The sequence below is a fragment of the Planococcus plakortidis genome (assembly GCF_001687605.2).
GTDB classification, from domain to species: Bacteria; Bacillota; Bacilli; order Bacillales_A; family Planococcaceae; genus Planococcus; species Planococcus plakortidis.
This window is the reverse complement of sequence record NZ_CP016539.2, coordinates 954,593-979,008: the sequence shown is the minus strand read 5'-3', so window position 1 is coordinate 979,008 and position 24,416 is coordinate 954,593. Positions and strand designations below refer to the sequence as shown.

The following is a 24,416-nucleotide window of genomic DNA, read 5'->3' as shown; positions in this document are numbered from 1 at the left end:
TCTATCATACCATTTTTCTAAAAAAATGAATAGAGACAGCCAGCTGGCTGCCCCTTAAATTGCTTAATCATTCGTAAATGTGGACAACCGGTTCCGCTTCCCCGGCTTTCCGCAAAATGAGTGCTTCCGCTCCGTTAGTTGACGTGACGTTCACTTCAATCTGGATGTCGTCCGGGAAATGATCCAAAATCAAGCCGGTGACATATTGCGTAAAACCGATCACTTCAGCCGAACCATAAAACTGGATCGGGATTTCGATTTTCATTTCCTGCAGTTGGCCGCCTTGATAAAAGCCTTTTCCGATTACGCTGGTGAAATTCGAGAAGTAGACTTCCACATCCTGCTTGAAGTTGCGGAATGCGGTATCGATGTCGCGATATTGCTCATTCGTCCCGGAAGTCGGGAACACCACGTACTCTTCATCAATTTCGTTCCAGTTCGCCACTTCCGTCTCGCCTTTCGGGGCAGCCCCGTAAGAGAAATAAGTGCCTGGCGTCATCGCATTGCGGCTATTTTGCGCAAATAAAGCCACAAGGATCGGCACATCCCCCATTCCTTCCTTTTCCCTCAAGCGCTTGACGATTTCATCCGCCATCTTCTTGCCTTCCGTCTCGATTTCTTCCCGGGGAATGGATTCCTCGTAAGGGATATTATCCTCCGAACTATAATAAACCGTGTTCATTGCAAGCCCGATGGACACTCCGCCGAGGCGGATCTTGTCTTCCTCGGTTTTGACGAGGTAGTTTTGCTCGAGGATGTGCGCAAGCAATTCGGGGTCAGGCCGTTCGCCGTCTTTTGCCTCCGCTTGGCTCCTGCCGTCTTGCGGGTTCAGCCCTTGCGGATTGTCCTTGCTTTCACGCTGGAGCCAAAGCGTAGCTTCTTCATCGGTGATTTTCTGGCCTTCTTGGAAATAATAATCATCCGGCGAGAATTGTTGCTGCGACAAGCGCAATAAGCCGTGTTCCGCTTCCTTGATATCGTATCGTGAATTTAGCCGGCTGACGATTTTCCCGCGGGTAGCGCTTTGCTTATAAGGCAATAGCGTCCGGTAATATTGATCATCGAGCTGCATGCTCGGAATGATGGCGGTTTCCGCCTCTTCTTCTTCTGTATTGATCACTTCCGCCTCATCATTTCCGGAAGGGACACATCCTGACAGCAGCAGAATGCTGATCGGGATCAACCAAATGCGTTTCATATGCTAATCTCCTTATTCGTTCAATTCCATCAGCAGGCGTTCTTCATTCCACACTTCCACGCCGAGATCCTGCGCCTTGTCGAGTTTGGATCCAGCTTCTTCGCCCGCGATCAGCAGATCGGTCTTCTTGCTGACGCTGCCTGTCAATTTGCCGCCGAGCGCTTCGATCCGGGCGCCGGCTTCCTGGCGGGTCATGTTCTCGAGTTTTCCGGTCAGCACGATTTTCTTGCCGGCAAAGGCATTGGCGCCTTCTTCCACGCGGACGATCGTGCCTGTATAAGATAAATTGACGCCGCGCTCGCGCAAACGTTCCACAAGCGCCGCAACTTCTTCTTTTTCAAAATACGTGACGACAGCATCTGCCATCTTGTCGCCGATTTCATGGATCGCAATCAATTCCTCAAGGCTCGCCTTCATCAATTGGTCCATCGAGCCAAAATGCTCGGATAAAATCCGTGCACCGCGCTCGCCGACATGGCGGATACCGAGGCCGAACAATAGCCGTTCCATCGAATTGCTCTTGGAAGCTTCTATCGCTTCGATCAAGTTGCTGGCGGATTTATCGCCCATTCGCTCGAGTTCCAATAATTGCTCTTTGGTCAATGCGTAAAGGTCCGAAATATCATGAATCAGCCCTTCGCGGTATAATTGCTCAATCACTTTCTCGCCAAGCCCATCAATATTCATGGCATTGCGCGAAACGAAATGGATCATGCCTTCGACGATTTGCGCCGGGCATTTCGGATTGACGCAGCGAAGCGCTACTTCCCCTTCAATACGGACGAGTTCACTGCCGCAAGCCGGGCATTCCGTCGGCATTTCAAATGGCAGTTCATCGCCGGAGCGCATTTCAACCAGTGCCTTGACGACTTCCGGAATGATATCGCCCGCTTTTCGGATAATGACTTTATCATTGATGCGGATATCGCGCTCGCGGATCAAGTCTTCGTTATGGAGAGATGCGCGCTGGACCGTCGTACCGGCAACAGCGACTGGTTCGAGAATCGCTGTCGGGGTAACGACACCGGTCCGACCGACGCTCAGCTCGATATCGCGCACCGTCGTCATCACTTCTTCCGCCGGGAATTTATAGGCAGTTGCCCATTTTGGGCTTTTCGCCGTAAATCCAAGGTCTTGCTGGTGCAGGAAACGGTTGACTTTGATGACGATGCCATCGATTTCATAGCTTAACCCATTGCGCCCATCCGTCCATTGCTCAATGTATTGCAGCACGTCGTCGACCGAGCTGCATAATTTCCGTTCGCCATTCGTCTTAAAGCCGAGCTCCGTTAAATAACGCAGCGACTCGTCATGGTCGTTCAACCCGTATGTTTCCCCGTCGCCACCGATGCCGTAAATGAACACATCCAGGTTGCGCTTGGCGGCAATTTTCGAATCCAATTGGCGCAAAGAACCGGCCGCTGCATTGCGCGGATTGGCGAATAATTCCTCGCCCCGCTCCTCGCGATCTTCGTTGAGTGCATGGAAGGATTTTTTCGGCATGAACACTTCACCGCGCACTTCAATCGACACCGGTTCGTTCAATTTAAGGGGAATTGAACGGACTGTACGGAGGTTAGCTGTGATGTCTTCCCCGGTTCGGCCATCGCCGCGCGTCAAGCCGCGCACGAATTTGCCGTTTTCATAATGAAGCGAAACGGCAAGGCCGTCGATTTTCAGTTCGCATACATATTCCACCGAGTCCCCGGCACCACTGCGCACGCGTTTGTCGAAATCACGCAAATCTTCTTCATTGAAGACGTTCGACAAACTGAGCATCGGCCGCTCGTGGCGGACTTTCTCGAAATTCGACAAGGGGCTGCCGCCGACCCGCTGTGTTGGCGAGTCCGGGAAAATCAAATCCGGATATAGGTTTTCCAGCTCGATCAATTCATTGAGCAATTGATCGTACACGGCATCCGGCACGCTCGGTTTGTCGAGCACGTAATACGCATGCCCGTAGTTGCGAAGCAGGTCGTTCAATTCGGTTACACGTTCTTCAGCTTTGATGCGGTCCATTCAAGTTCCTCCAGATCATTCTTTTTCGATCGGCGCAAATTTCGCAAGCAGCCGCTTAATGCCTGTCGGGCTCGGGAAAGCGATATCGAGTTCCGTCTGTTCGCCCTCGCCCTTGACGTTAACGACAGTGCCCACGCCCCATTTTTTATGCTTCGCGCGGTCGCCTGTTTTCCAGCCCAGGCGGTCGCCTCCGGATACTTGGTAGGAAGGCTTCATGACCGCTTTCCGCTTCGGCGCCTGCTTATAGCTCGTGGCCGCGCCTGCACGGTGGTTGGCAAAGGTTTGCTCAATGAGATCTTCCGAGATTTCAGAGATGAAACGCGACGGCAGATTGAAATTGCTCTTGCCGAAAATCGTCCGTGATGAGGCATGCGTCAAATACAGGCGTTTCTCGGCACGCGTGATGCCGACATAGGCAAGCCGGCGTTCTTCTTCCAGTTCTTCCTCGTCATTGTTCGAACGGGAATGCGGGAAGACGTTTTCTTCCAGGCCCGCGATAAAGACGACCGGGAACTCCAGGCCTTTCGCTGCGTGCATCGTCATGAGGATGATCGGCCCATCGCCCTGTTGTTCTTCTTCATCCAATGAATCGATATCCGCAATCAATGCCAGATCAGTCAGGAACGCGACCAAGGACTTGTCATCGCTTTGCTTTTCAAATGCCTGCGTCACCGTTAGGAATTCATCCAGGTTCTCGAGACGGCTTTCGCCTTCAATGGTCTTGTCGTTCTGGAGCATCTGGCGATAACCGGATTTCTTCAGCACTTCTTCGACCAATTCCGTCACCGATAAGAATTCCTGCATTTCCGTGAATCCCGCGATCATCGCCCGGAACTCGAGGGCGGTTTGTGCGGTTTTCGCGGTCAAGCCCATGAAATCCGCTTCCTGCAAGGAATCCATGATGGTGCGGTCCTGCTCGATCGCAAAGCGTGCCATCTTCTCGAATGAGGTCGCGCCGATGCCCCGTTTCGGTTCATTGATGATGCGTGCAAGCGACAGGTCGTCTTCATTGTTGGCAATCAAACGCAAGTACGCGAGCAAATCCTTGATTTCCTTGCGGTCATAGAATTTCGTGCCGCCGACGATCGTATAGCTCATATTCGATTTGACGAACATTTCCTCCAGAATGCGCGATTGGGCATTGGTGCGGTAGAGGATGGCGAAATCAGAGGTTTTGTATCCTTCTTCCTGCATGAGGTTCTGGATGGTCTGGACGATGTACTGGGCTTCCTGGCGCTCATCTCCCGCTTTATGGAGCGTGATCGCCGGTCCTTCGTCATTGTCGGTGCGCAATTCTTTCGGGTAGCGGCTCGTGTTTTTCTGAATGACATCGTTTGCCGCTTGCAAGATCCGTTTGGTCGAACGGTAATTCTGTTCGAGCATGATCACTTTGGCGTCCGGATAATCCTTTTCGAACGACAGGATGTTGGTGATGTCCGCGCCGCGCCAGCGATAGATCGACTGGTCGGAATCACCGACGACGCAAATGTTCTTGAATTTCCTCGCCAATAATTGCACCAGTTGATACTGGGCGTTATTCGTATCCTGATACTCATCGACGTGGATATAATGGAATTTATCCTGATAATATTCCAGCACGTCCGGCACCGTTTCGAACAACTTCAAGGTCACCATGATCAAGTCGTCGAAATCGAGCGATTGGTTTTTCTGCAATCGCTTCTGATAGCCTGTGAACACTTCCGCGACCGTTTTTTCATACGGGTTGAATTGGTTGGCGTTGGCTGCGAAGGTTTCTGCATCGATGCATTCGTTTTTCGCCGAGGAAATGGCGTTCAGCATCGTACGCGGGTCGTATTTTTTGGGATCCAGGTTTTGCTGCTTCAAGACATTCTTGATGACCGTCAATTGGTCGGTCGTATCCAAAATCGAGAAGCTTTTCGAGAAGCCCAGGCGGTCGATATTGCGGCGCAGGATGCGCACGCACATCGAGTGGAATGTCGACACCCACATGCGGTCGCCTGTGCCGTGGCCAAGCAGCCCGTCGATCCGGCTGCGCATTTCGCGCGCCGCTTTATTGGTGAACGTGATGGCCAGAATATTGGACGGGTACACTTGTTTCTCGAGCACCAAGTATGCGATCCGGTGCGTCAATACGCGGGTTTTCCCGGAACCTGCCCCTGCCATGATCAATAACGGGCCTTCTGTTGTTTTGACTGCTTCTTCCTGCTCGGGGTTCATCCCCCGCAGCAAGTTTTTCGTGATTATTTCCATTGTGCATCACCTCGAACATTTGTTCCTATCATTATAGCGATTGCCCAGCCGTTTCCGCAACTGCCTTGACGGTCGCAAGCGCTTTGTTTAAATCTTCATATATGATATTGCCGACAACGACCGTATCGCTGAGCGCCGCCATTTCCTTTGCGCGCTCTGCCGAATCGATGCCGCCGCCGTAAAACAGCCGTGTCTCAGACAGCACCGATGCGGTTTTTTTTACAAGTTCCAGATCGCCGAACCTGCCGCTGTATTCCAGATAAAAGACCGGCAGCTTGAAAAAATGCTCCGCCATGCGCGCATATCCAAGTACATCCTCTTCCGTCAAGGAAGCGTCCGCCCTGGTCAATTGTGCTGCTTTACAGTCTGGGTTCAAGATGCAATAGCCTTCCGGCACGATCTCCGTCCAATCCATGATCTCGCCATATTCGCGGATCGCTTCGTGATGGAGCCCTTTGATCCATTTCGGGTCGCTGCTGTTGAGCACTGTCGGGATAAAATAATAATCGAAGCCCGGCGTCACCGATTCGACCGTCGACACTTCGAGTGCGACCGGCACCGAATAGCGGCGCACGCGGGCCATCAATTCCAGGACATTGTCGAGTGTGACATCATCACTTCCGCCAATCAAGATGGCATCGGTCCCGGATTCGCAAATTCGTTCCAAATGTCCATCTGAAATCTCTTTCGCAGGGTCTAATTTAAAGACATGCCGCCATGTTTGAAAGTCCACATGTATTCTCCTAACTGTACTTTGGTTTTCATCTTTCCATTATAACAAAAGATCGGCCAACACTCTGTTCCCACCCATCCGCAATTAAAGGATCCAGCGGATAAAAAAAATGACCAGCAAGGTTCGCTGATCAGTCTTTCGGTAGCTCCATCGTTTTTTCTTCCGGATAAAGCACATCGAGCATCTCCTCGTATGCATCGTTGCCGTAATTCAAGCAGCGACGCACGCGGGAAATGGTCGCGGTGCTCGCGCCGGTCTCGTTCTTGATCTTTTCGTAGGTTTTTTTCAAACGCAGCATATGGGCTACTTCAAAGCGCTGCGATAAGGATTGGATTTCACTGATCGTGCACAAATCATCAAAAAATCGATAGGCTTGTTCTTTGTTTTCCAATGCCAGCACCGCTTCGATCAATTGGTCGGTCTGCGGCCCTCTAATCTTATCCACTTGCATGCACATTCAACGTCCTTTCCTTGCTCTTCGATTGATCCCGCTTCTACGGGCTATACTGAACCGCCTGGCCAATTCCCGGTGATTCCGGAATGATATGGATCCAGGTCTTGCCTTGCGTCAATTCGGCTATCCCGTTTTTCCCAACCGGCACAAGCATGCCGCTTTCTGTGCGCCATGTACTTTCCTGCACGGTACCTTCACGGAACAATAATGCCTGCCCGCCGGAAGTCAAATCGATCTCCTGGCGGCCTTTGGCATCGATCGTTTCATGCGCCGTCTCTATGACCAGCACATTGGCGACTTCGATTGGCTGCGACGTTTCCTTATCCGCCGTCGCGACCCCGCCGGATGCCCGCGCGTACAGCTGCGACCCAGCATCATAGGTATAGGTGCTCGCAAACAACGGATCGCCGCCGTAGGTTACTTCTATAGAAGCAGCTTGTTCCCCTAGTTTATCATTACTGCCCGGTACAGAGAAAGCATAAGGTGCTTTCATGCTGTAATTGGTTGAAGCGCCGGTCATCTCCATTGCCAGTTCGACGTTTTCATATGTGATATAGGAATTATGAGGCGCCACACGATCCAATGAGCGCTTGAACAATGTCCCGTCATACTGCATTCCGTTGATCTGATCGACCACTCCCGAGTCGAGCAACCGCTTCGCTTCCGGGCTATAGCCATGCGTCACGAAAAAGGCATCGTACGCGTCGGCCAGTTCGACGAAATAGTCACGCGCACTGCGCACCGGCCCGATATTCACCGGGAACTGGCTTTGGTAAAGCGCCAGAAAGCGCGTGATATTGTATTCGGCAATTATTTCAAACACCATATCCGCCTCGACCAATCCTGTTTGCGGGCGTGCTGCCGGATGGTTGTTGATAACCGCCATCACTGCCCGGCTGTCGTAAGGGCCGTCGCCTTGCATGCCGGTGAACGGGGCAGCGGTGAGCACTTCCTCCGGCACTTCCGTCTCTTCAGGCTCTTGTGGAGTTTCGGGCGTTTCTGGTTCCCCAGCATCTTCCCTTCCCATCAGCCAAAATATCAAGCCAGCTGCAACGATCAGCAACACAAGCAAGATCAGCCATTTTTTCATCCCTGGCCCCTCATGAACGCCGGGAAGAGAATCGTTTTGTTCATGACATCATAAATCCCCTTTTGGGTGATACGGACGTATGGCAAATGCGTCGCCATCAAGAACAATAAAGTATAGACAGCGTCACCATGCTCGTAGCCGCGCTCTTTCAATGCATTCTTCAAATCCGTTTCCTGCTCCATCAAGGGTTCCATCTGCAAGTCCGACATGATGCCCCCGATAGGAAGCGGCAATTCACAAACCGTCTCGCCATCTTCGGTCAAGACGATGCCCCCTTTCAGGCGCTTCACTTCTTCAAACGCTTTCCACATGTCTTTGCGGCTTTTGCCGATCAATACGACATCCCCGGTATTGGTATAAGAGGAAGCAAACCCGTCGACTCCAGGAGCGAATCCTTTGATCAAGGTATTGACACGCCATTTGCCGTGACGGTCGATAAGCATAAGGAAACTTTCGCCATGTTCTTTCGATAAGCGATCAACGTTCGTGTCGACACTCACCGAGTAAGGTTTGGTGATGACATCATTGACCATTTCCACGCCGAACGGCATCGAGAACTGGAAATCGTCATCCGTCAATTCGAAATCGAGGTCCAGTTCCGGCAACACCGACCAATCCACATCGTCCAGCGAACGCGTTTTCTCGCCGTCCCGCTTGAGCCAGACCCCTTTTGAAATGACGCCGCTCGGCACCGGATTATCGACCGAATCGAGAATGTTCAAATTCGCATAGCGTCCGGTCGCGATCAATCCGTGTAAGCTCGTCAGGTTATAATAGCGTGCTACATTATACGAAGCCATCATATAGGCATCGATCGCCGGTACTCCGGCATCGAGCGCGATCTGTATGCACAAATCCATTACGCCATCCTTATGGAAGGCCGGCGTCGAACCGTCTGTTGTCATCATCAGTTTATCGAACACATTCAATTCACGCTTGACGATCCCTGACAATAGCTTTGGCAAATCCGGTCGGATGGAAGAATGGCGCAGCGTCACGCCATAACCATGCAATAAGCGCTTCTCCACTTCATCGACAGTCATCGCTTCATGGTCCCCGTCAGCCCCCAGCAGCTTCATGCGCGCCAAGGTCTTCTCGGAAGCTCCCGGGAAATGCCCTTCGATTTTCTTCAGGCTGATTTTCGCTTTTTGGATCCAGTAAAGCATCTGGTCATCCCCAGCCAATAATTTCGGCCAGCCCGTCAATTCCCCGCCAAGGATGACATCGGGGCGCTCAAGCCATTCGCCGACTGCTTTGGACGTAAATTTCTGGTCTTCACCGACAAGTTCCGTCTGCGAATCGAATCGTGTCCACCAGTAAAATGTGAACGGCAGCTCCGCCATCCGGTCAAGCAATGTAAACGCTTTCTCGTTTACCAATGATAAAAATAATGGCAAGTTGTCAGAGATGAACCCTGTCGTTCCGCCTTGCGCCGCGTAATCGGCAAATTGCTGCGGATTGTACAATTGATAGGGATGGACATGCGGCTCAATATAGCCCGGCACGACCCACTTGCCGCTGACATCCACGACTTCTGTCGAGTCATCAATTTTCGGCATATCCTGGCCCGCATAGATGATACGGTCTCCACTTATCCATATATTTCCGTTCATCCATTTTTTAAATATCCCGTGCAGATATGTCGCATTCGTCAGTACGAGATCGGGGGACAATTCTTTCGACACGATCTTCAGTTGTTTCCGTATTTCTGTATTTCTCCATAAAGGGTTTACCATCCGAAGGCACCTGCTCTCTTTTCAATATCCATATATCGTATACTAGCATAATTATGCAATTCTTTACAGGGAAGTACGTGAAAATGCTCGTCTCTTTCCTTTCATCGGACATAAAAAATCCACGTCTTTTGGACGTGGATTTCCGCTTATTTATTGACCGGATCGCTGAAAGGTTTCAGGATATCCTGCTGGTCTTGTTCTTTTCTCGTCAAGACATCGGAAACCGGGTCATACGACTCGCCGTAGAAATGCTCATCTTTATACGTATGGATGTCTTCATACATTTTCTTCATCGCTTCAAAAATCTCTTCTTCGGTTTCACCATTCGGTGCCCAGTAAAGGATCTCCATGGCATTCTCTTCGCCAGTTGCCAGTGAACGTCGGCAATAGCCGATCGATGAGGCGTGCTCAAAGCCTTCACGTGCATAGAAACGCAAGCGTTTTTCAGAATCGGAGTCTTCGTAATCGACCGGTTCCACTTCCAAAATGATGGGCTTGTTTTTATCCTTGAGCATTTGCAAAGTTTTCTTGCCGATGCCCATGCCGCGTGATTCTTTTGACACAAACAAATAATCGACAAACGAGAAGCTTGGGAATTCCGCATACATCAAGACATGATACGGGCCCTCGTCTTTGTAATAGACACTGCCTTTTTCCTTCAGCAACGTATCCATATGTTCTTTCGATTTCATTTCCTCCACCGGGAAATATTGATTCAGTTTTTCATACCAGTTCATCATTTTTGCTCCTTCCGAGTTTGAATGCCCTGCTGGTTTTGTTAGTTCCGGGGTAGTGATGGGTAAAAATTGGAGTTTGATAATAGAGGTAAAAGTGGGCTTGTGAAAATCCTCTGCGGCAAGGCGCCGCATAAATAAATGGCACAGTTTCACGATGAAATTGTGCCATTCTATTATAACAATGATTCAATTAGATTGCACGCCAGCCGATATCCGTGCGATAAAAGAAACCGTCCCAGGCCAATTTCCCGAGTGCTTCGTAAACCGCAGACTGGGCGTCTCCCAAAGTCTCCCCGCTTCCTGCAACAAGCAGCACACGCCCGCCGTTTGCCGTAAAGCGGCCACCGGCTTTTTTCGTTCCGGCATGGGTAATGGTTACCCTCTGCAATTCATTGAGATCGGGCAGAACCGCGCCTTTTTCTACAGTTCCCGGATAGCCGTCCGCAGCGATGACCACACCGAGCACCGGGCGCATGTCCCATTCAAGTTCCATGTCACGGCCGTCCAGGATGGCTGAAATAAATGCGCCGAAATCGGTCTTCATACGCGGCAATACCACTTGTGTTTCCGGGTCCCCGAAACGCGCATTGAATTCGATCACTTTCGGGCCGCTAGCCGTCAGGATGATACCGGCGTACAAGATGCCATTGAACGGAGTGCCTTCACTGCTCATCGCTTCTACCGTCGGGCGGACGATTTTTTCGAAAGTCTCATCCACCACCGATTCCGAAATCTGCGGTACCGGGGAATATGCGCCCATACCGCCCGTATTCGGCCCCTTATCGCCGTCAAACGCGCGCTTATGGTCTTGTGAGATGGCCATTGGATAGATCTTGCCGTCCTGGACGAAGGACATGAAGGAGAATTCCTCGCCGTCCAGGAATTCCTCGATGACAACGGTCGACCCCGAATCGCCGAATTTCTGGCCGTCGAGCATATCCTTCACCGCATCGATCGCTTCTTGTTCACTTTGTGCGACGACAACACCTTTGCCGGCTGCGAGACCGTCCGCCTTGATGACGATCGGTGCGCCTTGCTGCTTGATGTATTCTATAGCTTCCGCAGTGTCTGAAAAGCTTTCATAAGATGCGGTCGGGATATCGTAATTTTTCATCAATTCCTTGGCGAATGCCTTGCTGCCTTCGATACGCGCAGCCGCTTTGTTCGGCCCGAAAATCTTCAAACCACGCGCTTCAAAGAAATCGACGATGCCTTCAGAAAGCGGTTGTTCTGGCCCCACGAACGTAAAAGCGATGTCGTTGTCCTTGGCAAACTGCGCCAAAGCAGCAAAATCCGTCTCGCTGATGTCGACCAGCTGTGCATCTTGTTCCATGCCATCATTGCCCGGCGCCACATAAACTTGTGCGACCGATGGCGAGATGGCGAATTGATGAGCAAGTGCGTGTTCGCGCCCGCCTTTACCGATGACCAATACGTTCATACCTTGCACCTCCCGATTAATGTTTGAAATGGCGGACGCCCGTAAAGACCATCGCGATGCCGTGCGCATTCGCCGCATCGATCGATTCCTGGTCTTTTTTCGAACCGCCCGGCTGGATGATCGCTTTGATGCCGGCTTTCGCTGCTGCTTCCACCGTATCGGCCATCGGGAAGAACGCGTCCGATGCCATCGCTGCGCCTTGCGCTTTATCCGCTGCCTGTTCGAGTGCGATGGCAGCTGCCCCGACGCGGTTCATCTGCCCTGCCCCGACGCCTAAAGTCATCGACCCGTCGCATACGACGATGGCATTCGACTTCACGTGTTTGACGACGCTCCAGCCCAGTTTCAAAGCTTCGAGTTCTTGTTCAGTCGGCTGTCTTTCCGTTACCACGCGGATATCTGCATCCCCGTAGCCGAATGTATCCGGCTCCTGGACGAGAAGTCCGCCTTCAACGGTCACCGTATTCCATTTGTCGCGGCGTTTCGTTTCAAACGGCACCGTCAACAAGCGGATGTTCTTCTTTTTGCCGAGCTCTTCGAGTGCCTCTTTGGTAAACGAAGGCGCGATGACAATCTCGAGGAAGATCTGCGACAATTGCTCAGCTGTCTCGAGGTCGACTTCACGGTTCAAGGCGACAATGCCACCGAAGATGGAAGTCGAGTCCGCTTCATAGGCTTTTTTGAAAGATTGCGCAAGCGTTTCGCCTGTACCGACGCCGCACGGGTTCATATGTTTCACCGCGACACTTGCCGGCATGGTGAATTCCTTGATGATCTGAAGTGCGGCATTGGCATCTTGGATATTGTTATAGGAAAGCTCTTTGCCGTGCAATTGCGTAGCGTGCGCGATTGAGAAATCCGAACCGAGGGCGCTCTTATAGAAGGCAGCTTTCTGGTGAGGGTTCTCCCCGTAGCGAAGCGCTTGGGACAACTCATATGTAAGCGTCAGTTGTTCCGGATACTGTTCCTCCGTCAGTTCAGTCAAATAATTGGAAATATAGGCATCATATGCCGCGGTATGGCGGAATACTTTCGCTGCAAGTTTCCGGCGCAGTTCAGGGCTCGTTGTTTGCTGCTCGCGCAATTCAGTAAGCACCGCTTCGTAATCGCCGGAATCGACAATAACCGTTACATACGCATGGTTTTTCGCCGCGGAGCGCAGCATTGTCGGGCCGCCGATATCGATATTTTCAATCGCATCCTCAACTGTCACATCAGGCTTTGAAATCGTCTCGCGGAACGGGTATAAATTGACGCACACAAACTCGATCGGCGCGATGCCGTTATCGTTCATTTGCTGCTGGTGTTCGCTGTCGTCGTGTTTCGCCAGCAAACCGCCATGGATCAGCGGATGCAAAGTCTTCACGCGCCCACCTAAAATTTCAGGGAATCCGGTCACTTCATCGACTGCTGTGGTCGGAACGCCATTGTCTTCCAAATGCTTGCGCGTGCCTCCTGTAGACAAGATTTCCACGTCCATCTTCACTAATTCACGGGCAAACTCCAAAATGCCGGATTTGTCCGATACGCTCATCAATGCTCTTCTTTTCATTCATGGACCTCCTAGACCGACTGCTGCCGGCTGAATAATTGCTGCAAACTCTCAGGGTATAATTGATGCTCGATTTCATGGATTTTCCGTTCGACTGTCTCGCGGTCCGCGCCGTCTACAGCGAATGAACGCTGTGCAATGATCGCTCCCGTATCCATGCCTTCGTCGACAAAATGCACCGTGACGCCAGCTTCTTCCGCGCCAGCATCAAGCGTCTGGCCGATGGCATCTTTTCCAGGAAACGCCGGCAGTACCGATGGGTGGATATTGACGATGCGGTTTTCATAAGCTTCGAGCAAGGCAGGTCCGATCAACCGCATAAACCCGGCCAGCACGAGCCACTCGACACCCGCTTTATCCAATTCTTCCACCAGCATCGATTCATATGCCTGTTTGGACGCATATTCACGCGGTGTAAACGAAAACGCCGGAACTCCTGCCTGCTCCGCCCGTTCCAACACAAACGCAGACGGTTTATCGGTTACAACCAATACGATGTCCGCATCCAGCCTTCCGTCTTGAGTTGCTTCGTAAAGCGCTTGAAAATTAGAGCCGTTTCCAGAAGCGAAAACGGCCATTTTTGTTCTATTCTTCATGTAAAGTCCCGTCCTGACTGCCTCGGAACTGGACGCCCTCGATCTCTGTCACTTTACCGATCACATAGGCTTTGTCTCCACTCGCTTCTGCTGCCTGGATCGCTTTTTGTGCATCCGCTTCAGAAACGGCCACCGCAAATCCAATGCCCATATTGAACACGGAATACAAATCACGGTCTGCCAGTTCGCCTTTTGCTTTCAACAGGTCGAACACCGGAAGCACCGGCCAGGAGCCAAGCTTGATTTCAACACCAAGTCCCTCGGGCATCATGCGCGGCAAGTTTTCGATAAATCCGCCGCCCGTAATATGTGCCATGCCGTGAACGTCCGCTTGCTTGCGGATCGACTGCACCGTCTTGGCGTAAATTTTCGTCGGCTCGAGCAGCAAGGATTCGAGCGTGCCGAGCTCTTCAAAGCCGACCACTTTCCCGTCCAATGAGCCTTGCTCATCGCCGAGTAAAATATGGCGCACGAGCGAATAACCGTTCGAGTGGATGCCGCTTGAAGCAATCCCTACCAAGACATCTCCCGCTTGGATGCGCTCCCCTGTGACGATATCCGCTTTTTCGGCAGCGCCGACCGCAAAACCGGCGATGTCGTATTCATTCTCATCGTAAAGCCCCGGCATTTCAGCCGTTTCTCCGCCGATCAACACCGCGCCTGCATCTACGCACCCATCCGCGACGCCTTTGACGATTTGTTCGATCTTTTCGGGAACCGCTTTGCCGCAAGCGATATAATCGAGGAAAAACAAAGGTTCCGCACCTTGTGCGACGATGTCGTTGACGCACATTGCGACGCAATCGACACCGATCGTATCGTGCTTATCAGCCATGAAGGCCAGTTTCAGCTTCGTGCCGACACCGTCTGTTCCGGAGACGAGAACCGGTTGTTTCAAATTCAGCTCGGACAAATCGAACATGCCGCCGAATCCGCCGAATGCACCGAGCATTCCTGTGCGTGCGGTGCGCTCGACATGGGATTTCATCCGCTTGACGGCCTCATAGCCCGCTTCGATATTGACGCCTGCTTTTTCATACGCTTTAGACACTTCGGTTCCCCCTATTTCACTTTTTCTTTTTCATGCGGCAAAACGGTATCCGGGTAAATATTGGTCGGATATTCGCCAGTGAAGCATGCCAAGCAATGGCCGCATTTCGAGCCTGGGTCGGTGCGCCCGATGTTTTGGACCATGCCATCGACCGACAAAAACGTCAGCGAATCGGCACCGATGATTTCACGCATTTCTTCCACTGTATTGTTGGCGGCGATCAATTCGCCGGATGTGCTGATGTCAATGCCATAAAAACAAGGGTTTTTGATCGGCGGCGAACTGATGACGACGTGAACTTCCGTCGCGCCGGCTTCTTTTAATAAAGCGACGATGCGGCGGGATGTCGTGCCGCGGACGATCGAATCATCGACCATGACGACGCGTTTGCCGTTAACGACTTGGCGCACAGGTGATAGCTTCATCTTAACGCCGCGTTCGCGCATTTCCTGTGAAGGCTGGATAAACGTCCGGCCGACATAACGGTTTTTGATCAACCCGAGTTCATACGGAATGCCGCTTTGCTCAGAAAACCCGATCGCTGCGGAAATGCTGGAATCGGGTACACCCGTCACGACGTCCGCTTCGATGTGGACTTCTTTCGCCAATTGCTTGCCGAGCCGTTTTCTCGCCGAGTGGATATTGATGCCATCGATATCCGAGTCCGGACGGGAGAAATAGACATACTCCATCGTGCAGATCGAGCGCTCTTCCGGATATGCAAAACGTTCCTTGCGCATGCCGTCGTCATTGATGATCAGGAATTCACCCGGTTCGACCGAATGGGCAAATTCCGCCCCGACGATATCGAATGCGCACGTTTCAGAAGCGACCACCCAAGCATCGCCCATTTTCCCAATGGATAAGGGGCGTAAACCGTTCGGGTCGAGCGCCACGAACATGGCTTCTTCCGTCAAGATCAAGCATGCAAATGCGCCTTTCAATAAAGACAAGGCATTTTTCGCTTTTTCTTCAAAGCTTTCGTAACCGCTGCGCTTGATTAAGTGTGCGAGCACTTCCGTATCGGATGTTGTTTGGAAGATGCTGCCTTGACGCTCCAAATGCCCTTTTAATTGCGTCGCGTTGACGAGATTTCCGTTATGCGAAATCGCCAGGCTGCCCGTTGTCGAATTGAACAGCAAAGGCTGGACATTTTCGATGCCGCTGCCGCCTGCTGTTGCATAGCGGACATGGCCGATTGCTGCAGTGCCGGTGATCTGCTCCAATTTCTCTGGAGTGAACACTTCACTGACCATGCCTTCGCCTTTTAATGCCCGTAACGCCTCTCCATCAGTCGAAACGATTCCTGCGCCTTCTTGGCCGCGGTGCTGCAAAGCATGAAGCCCATAATACGTGAGTTGCGCTGCGTTGGTGTGGCCCCAAATGCCAAAGATCCCGCATTCTTCGTTTAAGCCTCTGATTTCAGCAAGCATGGTATAGCCCCTTTCCAGGCGGAGCGGAGCGTTTCGACCGATTCATCGATCCAGACGGCTCCGTCTTCCCCTTTGACGATCATGCGATCACCCGTGACTTCACCGATTTTCCGTGCATCTGTAACTGTTTTCTCGAATGCTTCCGCTTGCTCAGGTGACACCGTGAGCAAAAAGCGTGATTGCGTTTCGCTGAAGAGCGCTGTCGTTTTCGAGCCTGTCAATGTCACTTCGACACCAAGCCCGTTACCGAATGTTTTCTCAGCCAAGGCCACTGCCACGCCGCCTTCTGCCGTATCGTGAGCGGATTGGACCAAGCCTTGCTGAATCGCTGAAAGAATCTGCGATTGGCGCTGTGCTTCGACGTCCAAATCGATAGATGGTGCTTTACCGAAAATGCGGCCTTCTACCATCTTCTGCAATTCGCTGCCGCCGAACTCTGTCATGGTGCCGCCGACAAGATAAACGAAATCGCCTTGTTTCTTGGCATCTTGTGTCGTCACATGCTTCAAGTCTTCGACCAGCCCGACAAGCCCGATCGTCGGTGTCGGATAAATTGCAGTGCCGCTTGTTTCATTATATAAAGAGACGTTTCCGCCGATTACCGGGGCATTCAATTGAAGACAAGCTGCAGACATGCCATCCGCCGCTTTTTCGAGCTGCCAGAAAATCTCCGGCTTTTCCGGATTCCCGAAGTTCAGGCAATCCGTGATCGCAAGCGGGCGCCCGCCTGAGACGACGACATTTCTCGCCGCTTCCGCAACAGCGATCTTGCCGCCTGTTTCCGGATCCAAGTAGATATAGCGTGAATTGCAATCCGTCGTCATCGCGAGCCCTTTGTTCGTGCCGCGTACACGGATGACCGCTGCATCAGAACCTGGAGATACGACTGTGCTGGTGCGTACTTGGTGATCGTATTGGTTATAAACCCATTCTTTTGAAGCGATCGTCGGCTGCTGCAAGAGTGAAAGCAATGCCGCCTGATGATCTTCCACTTTTGGCTCTTCGTTCGGCAAGCTTTGGAATTCACGGTAATATTCAGGAACGTTCGATTTCTGATGATAGACCGGCGCATCTTCCGCCAGTGCATCGACCGGAACTTCTGCGACGATTTCACCTTTATGCTTCAAGCGCAAAGTCGAATCGTCCGTTACCCGTCCGACTGTCACGGCATCAAGGCCGTATTTTTCGAACAACTCGACGATTTCCGGTTCACGTCCTTGTTTGACGACGATCAGCATGCGTTCCTGTGATTCCGACAGCATCATTTCGTAAGCCGTCATGCCCGTTTCGCGCTGCGGGACGTGATCCAAATCCATTTCGATGCCGGATCCGGCTTTGGACGCCATTTCCGCTGAAGACGAAGTAAGCCCTGCTGCACCCATGTCCTGGATTCCGATCAGTGCATCGGATTTCACGAGTTCAAGGCAAGCTTCAAGAAGCAATTTCTCCATGAACGGATCGCCCACTTGAACAGCCGGGCGTTTCTCGTCGGATGCGTCCGTCAATTCTTCTGAAGCGAAGGTCGCACCGTGGATGCCGTCGCGGCCAGTTTTTGCGCCGACGTACATGACTGGGTTGCCGGTTCCTTTAGCGACGCCTTTTTGGATGTCCTTATGATCGATCAAGCCGACGCACATCGCATTGACGAGTGGGTTGCCGTCGTAAGAAGCATCGAATTGCACTTCGCCACCGACTGTCGGGATGCCGATGCAATTGCCGTAGCCGGCGATGCCAGCAACCACTTCTTCGAACAGATATTTCACACGCGGCGTTTCAAGTTCGCCAAAGCGCAGCGAGTTCAATAGCGCGATCGGACGTGCGCCCATCGAGAAAACATCGCGGATGATGCCGCCGACCCCTGTCGCTGCGCCTTGGTAAGGTTCGATAGCCGAAGGGTGGTTATGGGATTCCATTTTGAATACAGCTGCCTGGCCGTCGCCGATATCGACGATGCCCGCGCCTTCTCCTGGACCTTGCAAGACATGGTCGCCTTTGGTAGGGAATTTAGACAATACCGGCTTGGAGTTTTTATAAGAACAATGTTCAGACCACATAACAGAGAACAAACCGGTCTCCGTATAATTCGGCGTTCTGCCGAGGATGTCTTCCACCATTTTGAATTCAGCGTCTGACAAGCCCATCTGCTGGTAGATTTTCTGCTCTTTAATCTGCTGTGTGTTCGGCTCAAGCGTGACTGACATGTGATTCCCTCCACTGTTTGACAATTGATCTGAATAATGGCAAGCCGTCGGTTCCACCGATCAAGTCGGACACGGCGCGTTCCGGATGCGGCATCATGCCGAGCACATTTCCGCGGTCGTTGATGATGCCCGCAATATTGTTGCGGCTGCCGTTGAAATCTTCGGCATATGTGAAAACGATTTGGTTATTATCTTTCAAATGCTGGTAGGTCGCATCGTCGCAGTAATAATTGCCTTCCCCGTGTGCGACCGGGATGCGGATTTCTTCGCCTTCTTTGTATTCATTCGTAAACAAAGTATGGGCGTTCTCTACTTTCAAGCTGACTGTGCGGCAAGTGAATTTCAAATCTTTATTGCGCATCAACATGCCTGGAAGCAACCCTGCTTCAGTGAGGATTTGGAATCCGTTGCAGACACCGAGAACCGGTTTGCCGGCTTCGGCTGCTTTTCGAACTTCGTCCATGACACCTGAAAAACGGGCGATGGCACCTGCACGCAGATAATCCCCGTAAGAGAAGCCGCCCGGAAGCAAGATGCCGTCATACCCACTTAAGTCGTGCGTGTCATGCCAGACGTATTCCGCTTCTTCACCGAGTTCATCCTTGATGGCATGATACATATCCAAGTCACAATTCGACCCTGGGAAAACAATCACTGCGAATTTCATTGCGAGACAACCTCCTCGATTTCGTACCTGTAATCTTCAATCACCGTATTCGCAAGCATCCGGTTACAGAGTTCGTCGACCAAAGCATCGACATCACGTTCACTGTCTCCGATGACCAGCTCCAAATATTTGCCGATCCGGACATCCTGTACCTCTTCATACCCCATTTTATGGAGTGATCCCATTACAGCAGATCCTTGTGGGTCGAGTACACTTTCACGCAAGGTCACATACACTTTTACTTTTTTCATCAGTTTTGTCCTCCCAGTCGAGATAAAATGAGTTCATAAGCATCGGTCAAGTTACCGAGATTCCGGCGAAATACGTCTTTATCGAGTTTTTGTTTCGTTTCTTTATCCCATAATCTGCATGTATCAGGTGAAATTTCGTCAGCCAAAAGAATTTCCCCGTTTTCATCACGGCCGAATTCAATTTTGAAATCGACTAAATCTACACCAATATCCTGGAAAAAGCCGATCAACACATCATTGATCTTCCGCGCTTTGTCTTTCAGTACAGCGACTTCCTGTTCCGTCGCAAGTTCGAGCATGGCGACATGATCATCCGTGATCAACGGATCGCCCAGCTCATCGTCTTTCAAGTAAAACTCGACGACCGGCTTTTCGATCGCATTGCCTTCTTCGATGCCAAGGCGTTTCGCCATGCTTCCCGCAACGATATTGCGGACGACGACTTCGATCGGTACGATGCTCACTTCGCGCACCAATTGCTCGCTTTCAGACAGCTGCTTCACAAAATGGGAAGCGATCCCAGCTTCTTTTAATTTCTCAAACAGCAAAGTGGTGATTTGATTGTTCAAGCGCCCTTTACCTGAAATCTCTTCTTTCTTCTCTCCGTTGAACGCTGTGGCGGAATCTTTGTATTCTACCCAAAGAATGCCTTGCTCGTCTGTTTTATACAGGCGCTTCGCTTTTCCTTCGTACAATAGCTGAGCTTTTTCCATGATTTGATGCCTCCGTTTAATTTAATTCGAGACGGTTGAAGATCATATCGACTTGCTGTAAGTGGTGGTTGTAATCAAAGCAATCATCCAGCTCTTCTTTTGTCAGCTGTGAGGTGATCGTGTCATTCGCTTCGACGATTTTGCGGAACGAAGTCTGCGTTTCCCAAGCTTCCATTGCACACGGCTGCACGGTATCATAAGCCGCTTCACGTGCCATGCCTTTATCGATCAATGTCAATAAGACGCGCTGTGAATAGATAAGACCCAATGTAGAATCCATATTGCGCTTCATATTCTCCGGGAACACCGTCAAGTTCTTGACGATATTGCCGAAACGGTTGAGCATATAGTTCAATGCAATCGTTGCATCCGGCAAGATGACGCGTTCAGCGGATGAATGCGAGATGTCGCGCTCGTGCCACAACGATACGTTCTCATAAGCCGTCATCATATAGCCGCGGATAAGACGCGCAAGGCCCGTCATGTTTTCAGAACCGATCGGGTTGCGTTTATGCGGCATTGCCGATGATCCTTTTTGCCCTTTCGCGAAAAACTCTTCCACTTCGCGTGTTTCGGACTTTTGCAAGCCGCGGATTTCTGTCGCGAATTTCTCGATGGATGATGCGATCAAAGCGAGCGTGCTCATATACTGTGCGTGGCGGTCGCGCTGCAAAGTCTGTGTGGAAATGCGTGATGCAGCAATCCCTAAGTTTTTGCATACATATTCTTCAACAAAAGGATCGATGTTCGCATACGTTCCAACCGCACCAGACATTTTTCCTGTTTCAATCGATTTCGCTGCCGCTTCAAAACGTTCCAAGTTACGCTTCATTTCCTCGTGCCAAAGCGCCAATTTCAAACCGAATGTCGTCGGCTCTGCGTGTACACCGTGCGTACGGCCCATCATAACCGTCATTTTATGTTCTTTCGCTTTCACCGCTAAAATATCAATGAAGTTCGTCAAATCCTTACGCAAGATCTCGTTCGCCTGTTTCAATAGATAAGAAAGTGCCGTATCGACAACATCCGTTGATGTTAACCCGTAATGGACCCATTTGCGCTCTTCCCCAAGTGTCTCGGACACCGCACGCGTGAAAGCCACCACATCGTGGCGAGTCTCTTCTTCGATTTCCAAGATGCGATCGACTGAAAACCCAGCATTCTCGCGGATTTTTGCAACGTCCTCTTTCGGGATATCCCCAATTTCAGCCCAAGCTTCACATGCAAGGATCTCCACTTCCAACCAAGCCTGGTATTTGTTTTCTTCTGTCCAAATGGCACCCATTTCCGGGCGTGTATAACGTGCGATCATAATCTATATCCTCCAATTATTCCGGCCAAATGCCGGATGCTTCGATTTCTTTTAATGTTTGGTTCAGATCTTCTGTCAAAATGGTCACATGGCCCATCTTGCGTTTATGTTTGGCTTCGTCCTTGCCATATAAATGAATCGACCAGTCCGGGTAATGAGCGATTTTCGTCGTGAGCGGCGCCACATGCTCACCCAACACATTGATCATGACAGCCGGATTCCAAAGCTTCGGCTGCCGCAGCGGCCAACCGCAAATCGCACGGATATGCTGGTGGAACTGCGAGATATTCGTCGCTTCAATTGAATAATGCCCTGAATTATGCGGACGCGGTGCCAATTCGTTGACCAGGATCTCCCCATCTGGCAACACGAACATTTCAACTGCAAGCGTTCCAATCATTTGTAGATGCTCCGCGATCGCTTCCGCCGCCTGTTTCGCTTTTGTTAACGTCTCTTCACTTACTCTTGCTGGAACGATCGTTTGATGAAGAATATGGTTTTTATGGACATTTTCCCCAATCGGCAATATTGCTGTTTCACCTAATGTATTGCGTTGGATAACAACGGATATTTCCATTGTGAAATCGACAAACGCTTCTGCCACGCAATCCCCGTTTTGGAACAGGGCTTCCGCCTCTGTTAACTGATCCGCATTCTCGACAATTTGTTGGCCTTTGCCGTCATATCCGCCTCTTGCGGTTTTGACAACAAATGGATAATTCAAAACGTCGATGCGCTCGTTCAACTCGGCAAACGTAGAAGCTTCTATATAATCCGCTACCGGCACGCCTGCTTTGCGAATCGCCTGCTTCTCGAAAATCCGGTTTTGCGTAACACCGATCAACTCAGCGCCTTGAGGCACATAAGCGATTTCAGTCAGGTGACGGAGCCCCTCCACGTCGATGTTTTCAAACTCATAGGTGATGACATCACTTACTTCTGCCAATTCTTCCAATGCTTCCGAATCATTGAACGGGGCCACGATCTGGATATCTGCGACTTGCCCGGTTGGGGAATCCATACCCGGATCTAAAACCGCAATTTTAAAACCCGCTTCCTTTGCAGCCAACGCCATCATGCGGCCTAATTGCCCTCCACCGATGATGCCGATTGTTTGTCCAGGTAAAATCGTTCTCGTCATACCAAATCACCTGAACTTTCCAAAACGGTTTGCGCAGTATGTTTGCGTCTGTCTTCCAAAGCTTGCGCTACTTCATTATCCACTGTTCCAAGAATTTGCGCAGCTAAGAGCCCCGCATTGATCGCGCCCGCTTTTCCGATGGCAACAGTTGCAACAGGCACACCGCCAGGCATCTGAACGATTGACAATAACGAATCCAGCCCGTTCAATGCCTTCGATTGCACTGGCACGCCGATGACCGGCAATGTTGTTTTGGCTGCAACCATTCCTGGCAGGTGAGCAGCACCGCCAGCTCCCGCAATGATCACATGCAAACCTTTACCGCGAGCTTCTTCTGCATAACTGAACATTAAATCCGGTGTCCGATGTGCTGAAACCACTTTTTTCTCATAGCTGATCTCCAACTCATCCAGAACGTCGCAAGCATGTTTCATTGTTTCCCAATCACTTGAGCTTCCCATAATAATGCCGATTCGCGGATTCATTCAATAACCTCTCTTTCAAATGTAAAAAGCCCTCAAATAAACTGCTCACATGACGTGAAAAGCAGTTTACTTAAGGACTTTGATTCAACGAAATATTAAATGATGGCATAAAAAAGCACATCCTCCGTTACAAGTACCATAAGTTGCTTTCCCGCATAGTCCGGACATTTACGGTGTCCTGGTAGAGACGCAGAAGCCAATTCTTCTGCATATATGGGGTTTCCTTATTAATCATAACAAGATGGATCATATGCGTCAATGATAAAGTCGAACGATAAACAAAAAAGATCTTTTAACGTTCGTGTTTTTTACCCATCATCTTCTATTTTTCAATTTTATTCCCTTTAAACTTAATAATTTGGCGCACTGGCACCGGTTCTCCATTAATTTCTTCGAATAAAGGTTCTTCTTTACGCCCGACAGCTATATAACCTTCTTTTTGCATTCGATTCAGGCAGTCTTCCATCGTCTCGTGTTCCTGCACTTCGAACCAAATAGTCTTTTTGCTCATTTAAATAACCTACCTCTTTTTACTTGTTTCACCCAGAATCCCCCATGGATCGTTTTCGGTTCATAAGCAATAATAAACGCTTTAGGATCCATCTCTTGAATCGTCTTATATAATTTCAATTCCATTTTTCGCGGAGTCAAGATTTGCATAGCCTGTCTGCCTCCATCTCTGCCGTTCGCATCCCAATCTGTTACACCGTAACCTTGTTCACGCAACTTCCGTGGGAGATAATCACTTTCATCGTTACTTATAACATTAACCGTTATATATCCAAGAGCCATTTTCTCCTCTATTTTAGAACCAATGACGACGCCTGAGCCATAGCCAATCGCATAAGCGATCAAGTTCTGGATCTGATCCAGGTTATCCAATACCAGCCCAAGCCCTACTATATAAATAACTACTTCAATCATACTGACAAGCGCTGCTAGATACCGGAAACCTTTAAGCGTCATAATCATCCGGACAGTAAAGAAAGTCACATAGACTATATTGATTGAAAATATTATTAGAACCATTAACCACGGATTAATATCCAATTTCTGCACCCTTTCCTTTGCAATTAAATTTCATATTAGGTCAATCAAAGTATGAATGCAAGAGGGAATAGACCTTGTTTCAGGGGAAATATAAAATTTACCAAAGAAAAAGCCGCTACCGGATTGAACCGGTAACGGCTTTGCTGCTTGCCCAGCGACGTCCTACTCTCACAGGGGGAGACCCCCAACTACCATCGGCGCAAAAGAGCTTAACTTCCGTGTTCGGGATGGGAACGGGTGTGGCCTCTTTGCCATCATCACTGGACTTTTTTGAGCTTGTTCGCTCAAAACTGGATAAATCGACATTGTGGGAAACGTGCGTTT

General features: G+C 50.5%; 22 protein-coding genes, 1 rRNA gene and 1 riboswitch. All 23 genes read right to left on the bottom strand.

What is annotated here, in order from left to right; genetic code table 11:
* Positions 1 to 67 precede the first annotated feature (67 nt).
* Complete coding sequence (locus tag BBI15_RS04925; RefSeq protein ID WP_068868582.1) at positions 68 to 1,198, bottom strand: CamS family sex pheromone protein; 1,131 nt, start codon at positions 1,196 to 1,198, stop codon at positions 68 to 70.
* A gap of 12 nt (positions 1,199 to 1,210) precedes the next feature.
* Positions 1,211 to 3,217: an NAD-dependent DNA ligase LigA gene (gene ligA, locus BBI15_RS04920; RefSeq protein ID WP_068868581.1), complete on the bottom strand. Its 2,007-nt coding sequence runs from the start codon at positions 3,215 to 3,217 to the stop codon at positions 1,211 to 1,213.
* A gap of 15 nt (positions 3,218 to 3,232) precedes the next feature.
* Complete coding sequence (pcrA, locus tag BBI15_RS04915; RefSeq protein ID WP_068868580.1) at positions 3,233 to 5,449, bottom strand: DNA helicase PcrA; 2,217 nt, start codon at positions 5,447 to 5,449, stop codon at positions 3,233 to 3,235.
* Positions 5,450 to 5,480: 31 nt separating this feature from the next.
* The gene (gene pcrB / locus BBI15_RS04910; RefSeq protein WP_068868579.1) at positions 5,481 to 6,182 is read right to left on the bottom strand and encodes a heptaprenylglyceryl phosphate synthase; all 702 of its coding nucleotides are present in this window, start codon (positions 6,180 to 6,182) and stop codon (positions 5,481 to 5,483) included.
* Positions 6,183 to 6,312: 130 nt separating this feature from the next.
* Positions 6,313 to 6,633 carry a YerC/YecD family TrpR-related protein gene (locus tag BBI15_RS04905; protein WP_068872516.1) on the bottom strand — a complete coding sequence of 107 codons (321 nt, stop codon included), beginning with the start codon at positions 6,631 to 6,633 and terminating at the stop codon, positions 6,313 to 6,315.
* A gap of 43 nt (positions 6,634 to 6,676) precedes the next feature.
* A complete protein-coding gene (locus BBI15_RS04900) occupies positions 6,677 to 7,726 on the bottom strand; it encodes a DUF3048 domain-containing protein (RefSeq protein WP_068868578.1) in 1,050 nt (349 codons plus the stop codon).
* The gene (locus BBI15_RS04895; RefSeq protein ID WP_068868577.1) at positions 7,723 to 9,462 is read right to left on the bottom strand and encodes an adenine deaminase C-terminal domain-containing protein; all 1,740 of its coding nucleotides are present in this window, start codon (positions 9,460 to 9,462) and stop codon (positions 7,723 to 7,725) included. The genes BBI15_RS04900 and BBI15_RS04895 overlap by 4 nt, the downstream gene beginning before the upstream one ends.
* Before the next feature lie 146 nt (positions 9,463 to 9,608).
* The gene (locus BBI15_RS04890) at positions 9,609 to 10,199 is read right to left on the bottom strand and encodes a GNAT family N-acetyltransferase (RefSeq protein ID WP_068868576.1); all 591 of its coding nucleotides are present in this window, start codon (positions 10,197 to 10,199) and stop codon (positions 9,609 to 9,611) included.
* 190 nt (positions 10,200 to 10,389) lie between these two features.
* On the bottom strand, positions 10,390 to 11,640 hold the full coding sequence (gene purD, locus BBI15_RS04885; RefSeq protein WP_068868575.1) for a phosphoribosylamine--glycine ligase: 1,251 nt from the start codon (positions 11,638 to 11,640) through the stop codon (positions 10,390 to 10,392).
* A gap of 16 nt (positions 11,641 to 11,656) precedes the next feature.
* Complete coding sequence (gene purH / locus BBI15_RS04880) at positions 11,657 to 13,192, bottom strand: bifunctional phosphoribosylaminoimidazolecarboxamide formyltransferase/IMP cyclohydrolase (protein ID WP_068868574.1); 1,536 nt, start codon at positions 13,190 to 13,192, stop codon at positions 11,657 to 11,659.
* Between the two features lie 11 nt (positions 13,193 to 13,203).
* The gene (gene purN, locus BBI15_RS04875; RefSeq protein ID WP_068868573.1) at positions 13,204 to 13,788 is read right to left on the bottom strand and encodes a phosphoribosylglycinamide formyltransferase; all 585 of its coding nucleotides are present in this window, start codon (positions 13,786 to 13,788) and stop codon (positions 13,204 to 13,206) included.
* The gene (purM, locus tag BBI15_RS04870; protein WP_068868572.1) at positions 13,778 to 14,839 is read right to left on the bottom strand and encodes a phosphoribosylformylglycinamidine cyclo-ligase; all 1,062 of its coding nucleotides are present in this window, start codon (positions 14,837 to 14,839) and stop codon (positions 13,778 to 13,780) included. The genes purN and purM overlap by 11 nt, the downstream gene beginning before the upstream one ends.
* A gap of 11 nt (positions 14,840 to 14,850) precedes the next feature.
* A complete protein-coding gene (gene purF / locus BBI15_RS04865; RefSeq protein ID WP_068868571.1) occupies positions 14,851 to 16,272 on the bottom strand; it encodes an amidophosphoribosyltransferase in 1,422 nt (473 codons plus the stop codon).
* Positions 16,248 to 18,473, bottom strand: a complete 2,226-nt coding sequence (gene purL, locus BBI15_RS04860) for a phosphoribosylformylglycinamidine synthase subunit PurL (RefSeq protein ID WP_068868570.1) — start codon at positions 18,471 to 18,473, stop codon at positions 16,248 to 16,250. Before purL ends, purF begins: the two co-directional genes overlap by 25 nt.
* Positions 18,457 to 19,140 (bottom strand): phosphoribosylformylglycinamidine synthase subunit PurQ, encoded by a 684-nt coding sequence (gene purQ / locus BBI15_RS04855; protein ID WP_068868569.1) that lies wholly within the window; start codon positions 19,138 to 19,140, stop codon positions 18,457 to 18,459. The genes purL and purQ overlap by 17 nt, the downstream gene beginning before the upstream one ends.
* A complete protein-coding gene (purS, locus tag BBI15_RS04850) occupies positions 19,137 to 19,391 on the bottom strand; it encodes a phosphoribosylformylglycinamidine synthase subunit PurS (RefSeq protein ID WP_068868568.1) in 255 nt (84 codons plus the stop codon). Before purS ends, purQ begins: the two co-directional genes overlap by 4 nt.
* Positions 19,391 to 20,104, bottom strand: a complete 714-nt coding sequence (gene purC / locus BBI15_RS04845) for a phosphoribosylaminoimidazolesuccinocarboxamide synthase (protein WP_068868567.1) — start codon at positions 20,102 to 20,104, stop codon at positions 19,391 to 19,393. Before purC ends, purS begins: the two co-directional genes overlap by 1 nt.
* Before the next feature lie 16 nt (positions 20,105 to 20,120).
* Positions 20,121 to 21,416, bottom strand: a complete 1,296-nt coding sequence (gene purB, locus BBI15_RS04840) for an adenylosuccinate lyase (protein WP_068868566.1) — start codon at positions 21,414 to 21,416, stop codon at positions 20,121 to 20,123.
* A 16-nt stretch (positions 21,417 to 21,432) separates the two neighbouring features.
* Positions 21,433 to 22,557, bottom strand: coding sequence for a 5-(carboxyamino)imidazole ribonucleotide synthase (gene purK, locus BBI15_RS04835; protein ID WP_068868565.1), 1,125 nt, complete (start codon positions 22,555 to 22,557; stop codon positions 21,433 to 21,435).
* The gene (purE, locus tag BBI15_RS04830; protein ID WP_068868564.1) at positions 22,554 to 23,042 is read right to left on the bottom strand and encodes a 5-(carboxyamino)imidazole ribonucleotide mutase; all 489 of its coding nucleotides are present in this window, start codon (positions 23,040 to 23,042) and stop codon (positions 22,554 to 22,556) included. The genes purK and purE overlap by 4 nt, the downstream gene beginning before the upstream one ends.
* 136 nt (positions 23,043 to 23,178) lie before the next feature.
* Positions 23,179 to 23,279: riboswitch (purine riboswitch) on the bottom strand.
* Positions 23,280 to 23,364: 85 nt separating this feature from the next.
* A complete protein-coding gene (locus BBI15_RS04825; RefSeq protein WP_068868563.1) occupies positions 23,365 to 23,553 on the bottom strand; it encodes an NETI motif-containing protein in 189 nt (62 codons plus the stop codon).
* Complete coding sequence (locus tag BBI15_RS04820) at positions 23,550 to 24,071, bottom strand: DUF2179 domain-containing protein (protein ID WP_068872515.1); 522 nt, start codon at positions 24,069 to 24,071, stop codon at positions 23,550 to 23,552. The genes BBI15_RS04825 and BBI15_RS04820 overlap by 4 nt, the downstream gene beginning before the upstream one ends.
* A 170-nt stretch (positions 24,072 to 24,241) precedes the next feature.
* A 5S ribosomal RNA gene (gene rrf, locus BBI15_RS04815) occupies positions 24,242 to 24,357 on the bottom strand.
* Positions 24,358 to 24,416: the final 59 nt, after the last annotated feature.

Bases quoted from the DNA above. Each gene is read 5' to 3' on its own strand.
- BBI15_RS04925 (WP_068868582.1), bottom strand. From the start codon at position 1,198: ATGAAACGCATTTGGTTGATCCCGATCAGCATTCTGCTGCTGTCAGGA.
- ligA (WP_068868581.1), bottom strand. From the start codon at position 3,217: ATGGACCGCATCAAAGCTGAAGAACGTGTAACCGAATTGAACGACCTG.
- pcrA (WP_068868580.1), bottom strand. From the start codon at position 5,449: ATGGAAATAATCACGAAAAACTTGCTGCGGGGGATGAACCCCGAGCAG.
- BBI15_RS04905 (WP_068872516.1), bottom strand. From the start codon at position 6,633: ATGCAAGTGGATAAGATTAGAGGGCCGCAGACCGACCAATTGATCGAA.
- BBI15_RS04900 (WP_068868578.1), bottom strand. From the start codon at position 7,726: ATGAAAAAATGGCTGATCTTGCTTGTGTTGCTGATCGTTGCAGCTGGC.
- BBI15_RS04895 (WP_068868577.1), bottom strand. From the start codon at position 9,462: ATGGTAAACCCTTTATGGAGAAATACAGAAATACGGAAACAACTGAAG.
- BBI15_RS04890 (WP_068868576.1), bottom strand. From the start codon at position 10,199: ATGAACTGGTATGAAAAACTGAATCAATATTTCCCGGTGGAGGAAATG.
- purD (WP_068868575.1), bottom strand. From the start codon at position 11,640: ATGAACGTATTGGTCATCGGTAAAGGCGGGCGCGAACACGCACTTGCT.
- purH (WP_068868574.1), bottom strand. From the start codon at position 13,192: ATGAAAAGAAGAGCATTGATGAGCGTATCGGACAAATCCGGCATTTTG.
- purN (WP_068868573.1), bottom strand. From the start codon at position 13,788: ATGAAGAATAGAACAAAAATGGCCGTTTTCGCTTCTGGAAACGGCTCT.
- purF (WP_068868571.1), bottom strand. From the start codon at position 16,272: ATGCTTGCTGAAATCAGAGGCTTAAACGAAGAATGCGGGATCTTTGGC.
- purL (WP_068868570.1), bottom strand. From the start codon at position 18,473: ATGTCAGTCACGCTTGAGCCGAACACACAGCAGATTAAAGAGCAGAAA.
- purQ (WP_068868569.1), bottom strand. From the start codon at position 19,140: ATGAAATTCGCAGTGATTGTTTTCCCAGGGTCGAATTGTGACTTGGAT.
- purS (WP_068868568.1), bottom strand. From the start codon at position 19,391: ATGAAAAAAGTAAAAGTGTATGTGACCTTGCGTGAAAGTGTACTCGAC.
- purC (WP_068868567.1), bottom strand. From the start codon at position 20,104: ATGGAAAAAGCTCAGCTATTGTACGAAGGAAAAGCGAAGCGCCTGTAT.
- purB (WP_068868566.1), bottom strand. From the start codon at position 21,416: ATGATCGCACGTTATACACGCCCGGAAATGGGTGCCATTTGGACAGAA.
- purK (WP_068868565.1), bottom strand. From the start codon at position 22,557: ATGACGAGAACGATTTTACCTGGACAAACAATCGGCATCATCGGTGGA.
- purE (WP_068868564.1), bottom strand. From the start codon at position 23,042: ATGAATCCGCGAATCGGCATTATTATGGGAAGCTCAAGTGATTGGGAA.
- BBI15_RS04825 (WP_068868563.1), bottom strand. From the start codon at position 23,553: ATGAGCAAAAAGACTATTTGGTTCGAAGTGCAGGAACACGAGACGATG.
- BBI15_RS04820 (WP_068872515.1), bottom strand. From the start codon at position 24,071: ATGGTTCTAATAATATTTTCAATCAATATAGTCTATGTGACTTTCTTT.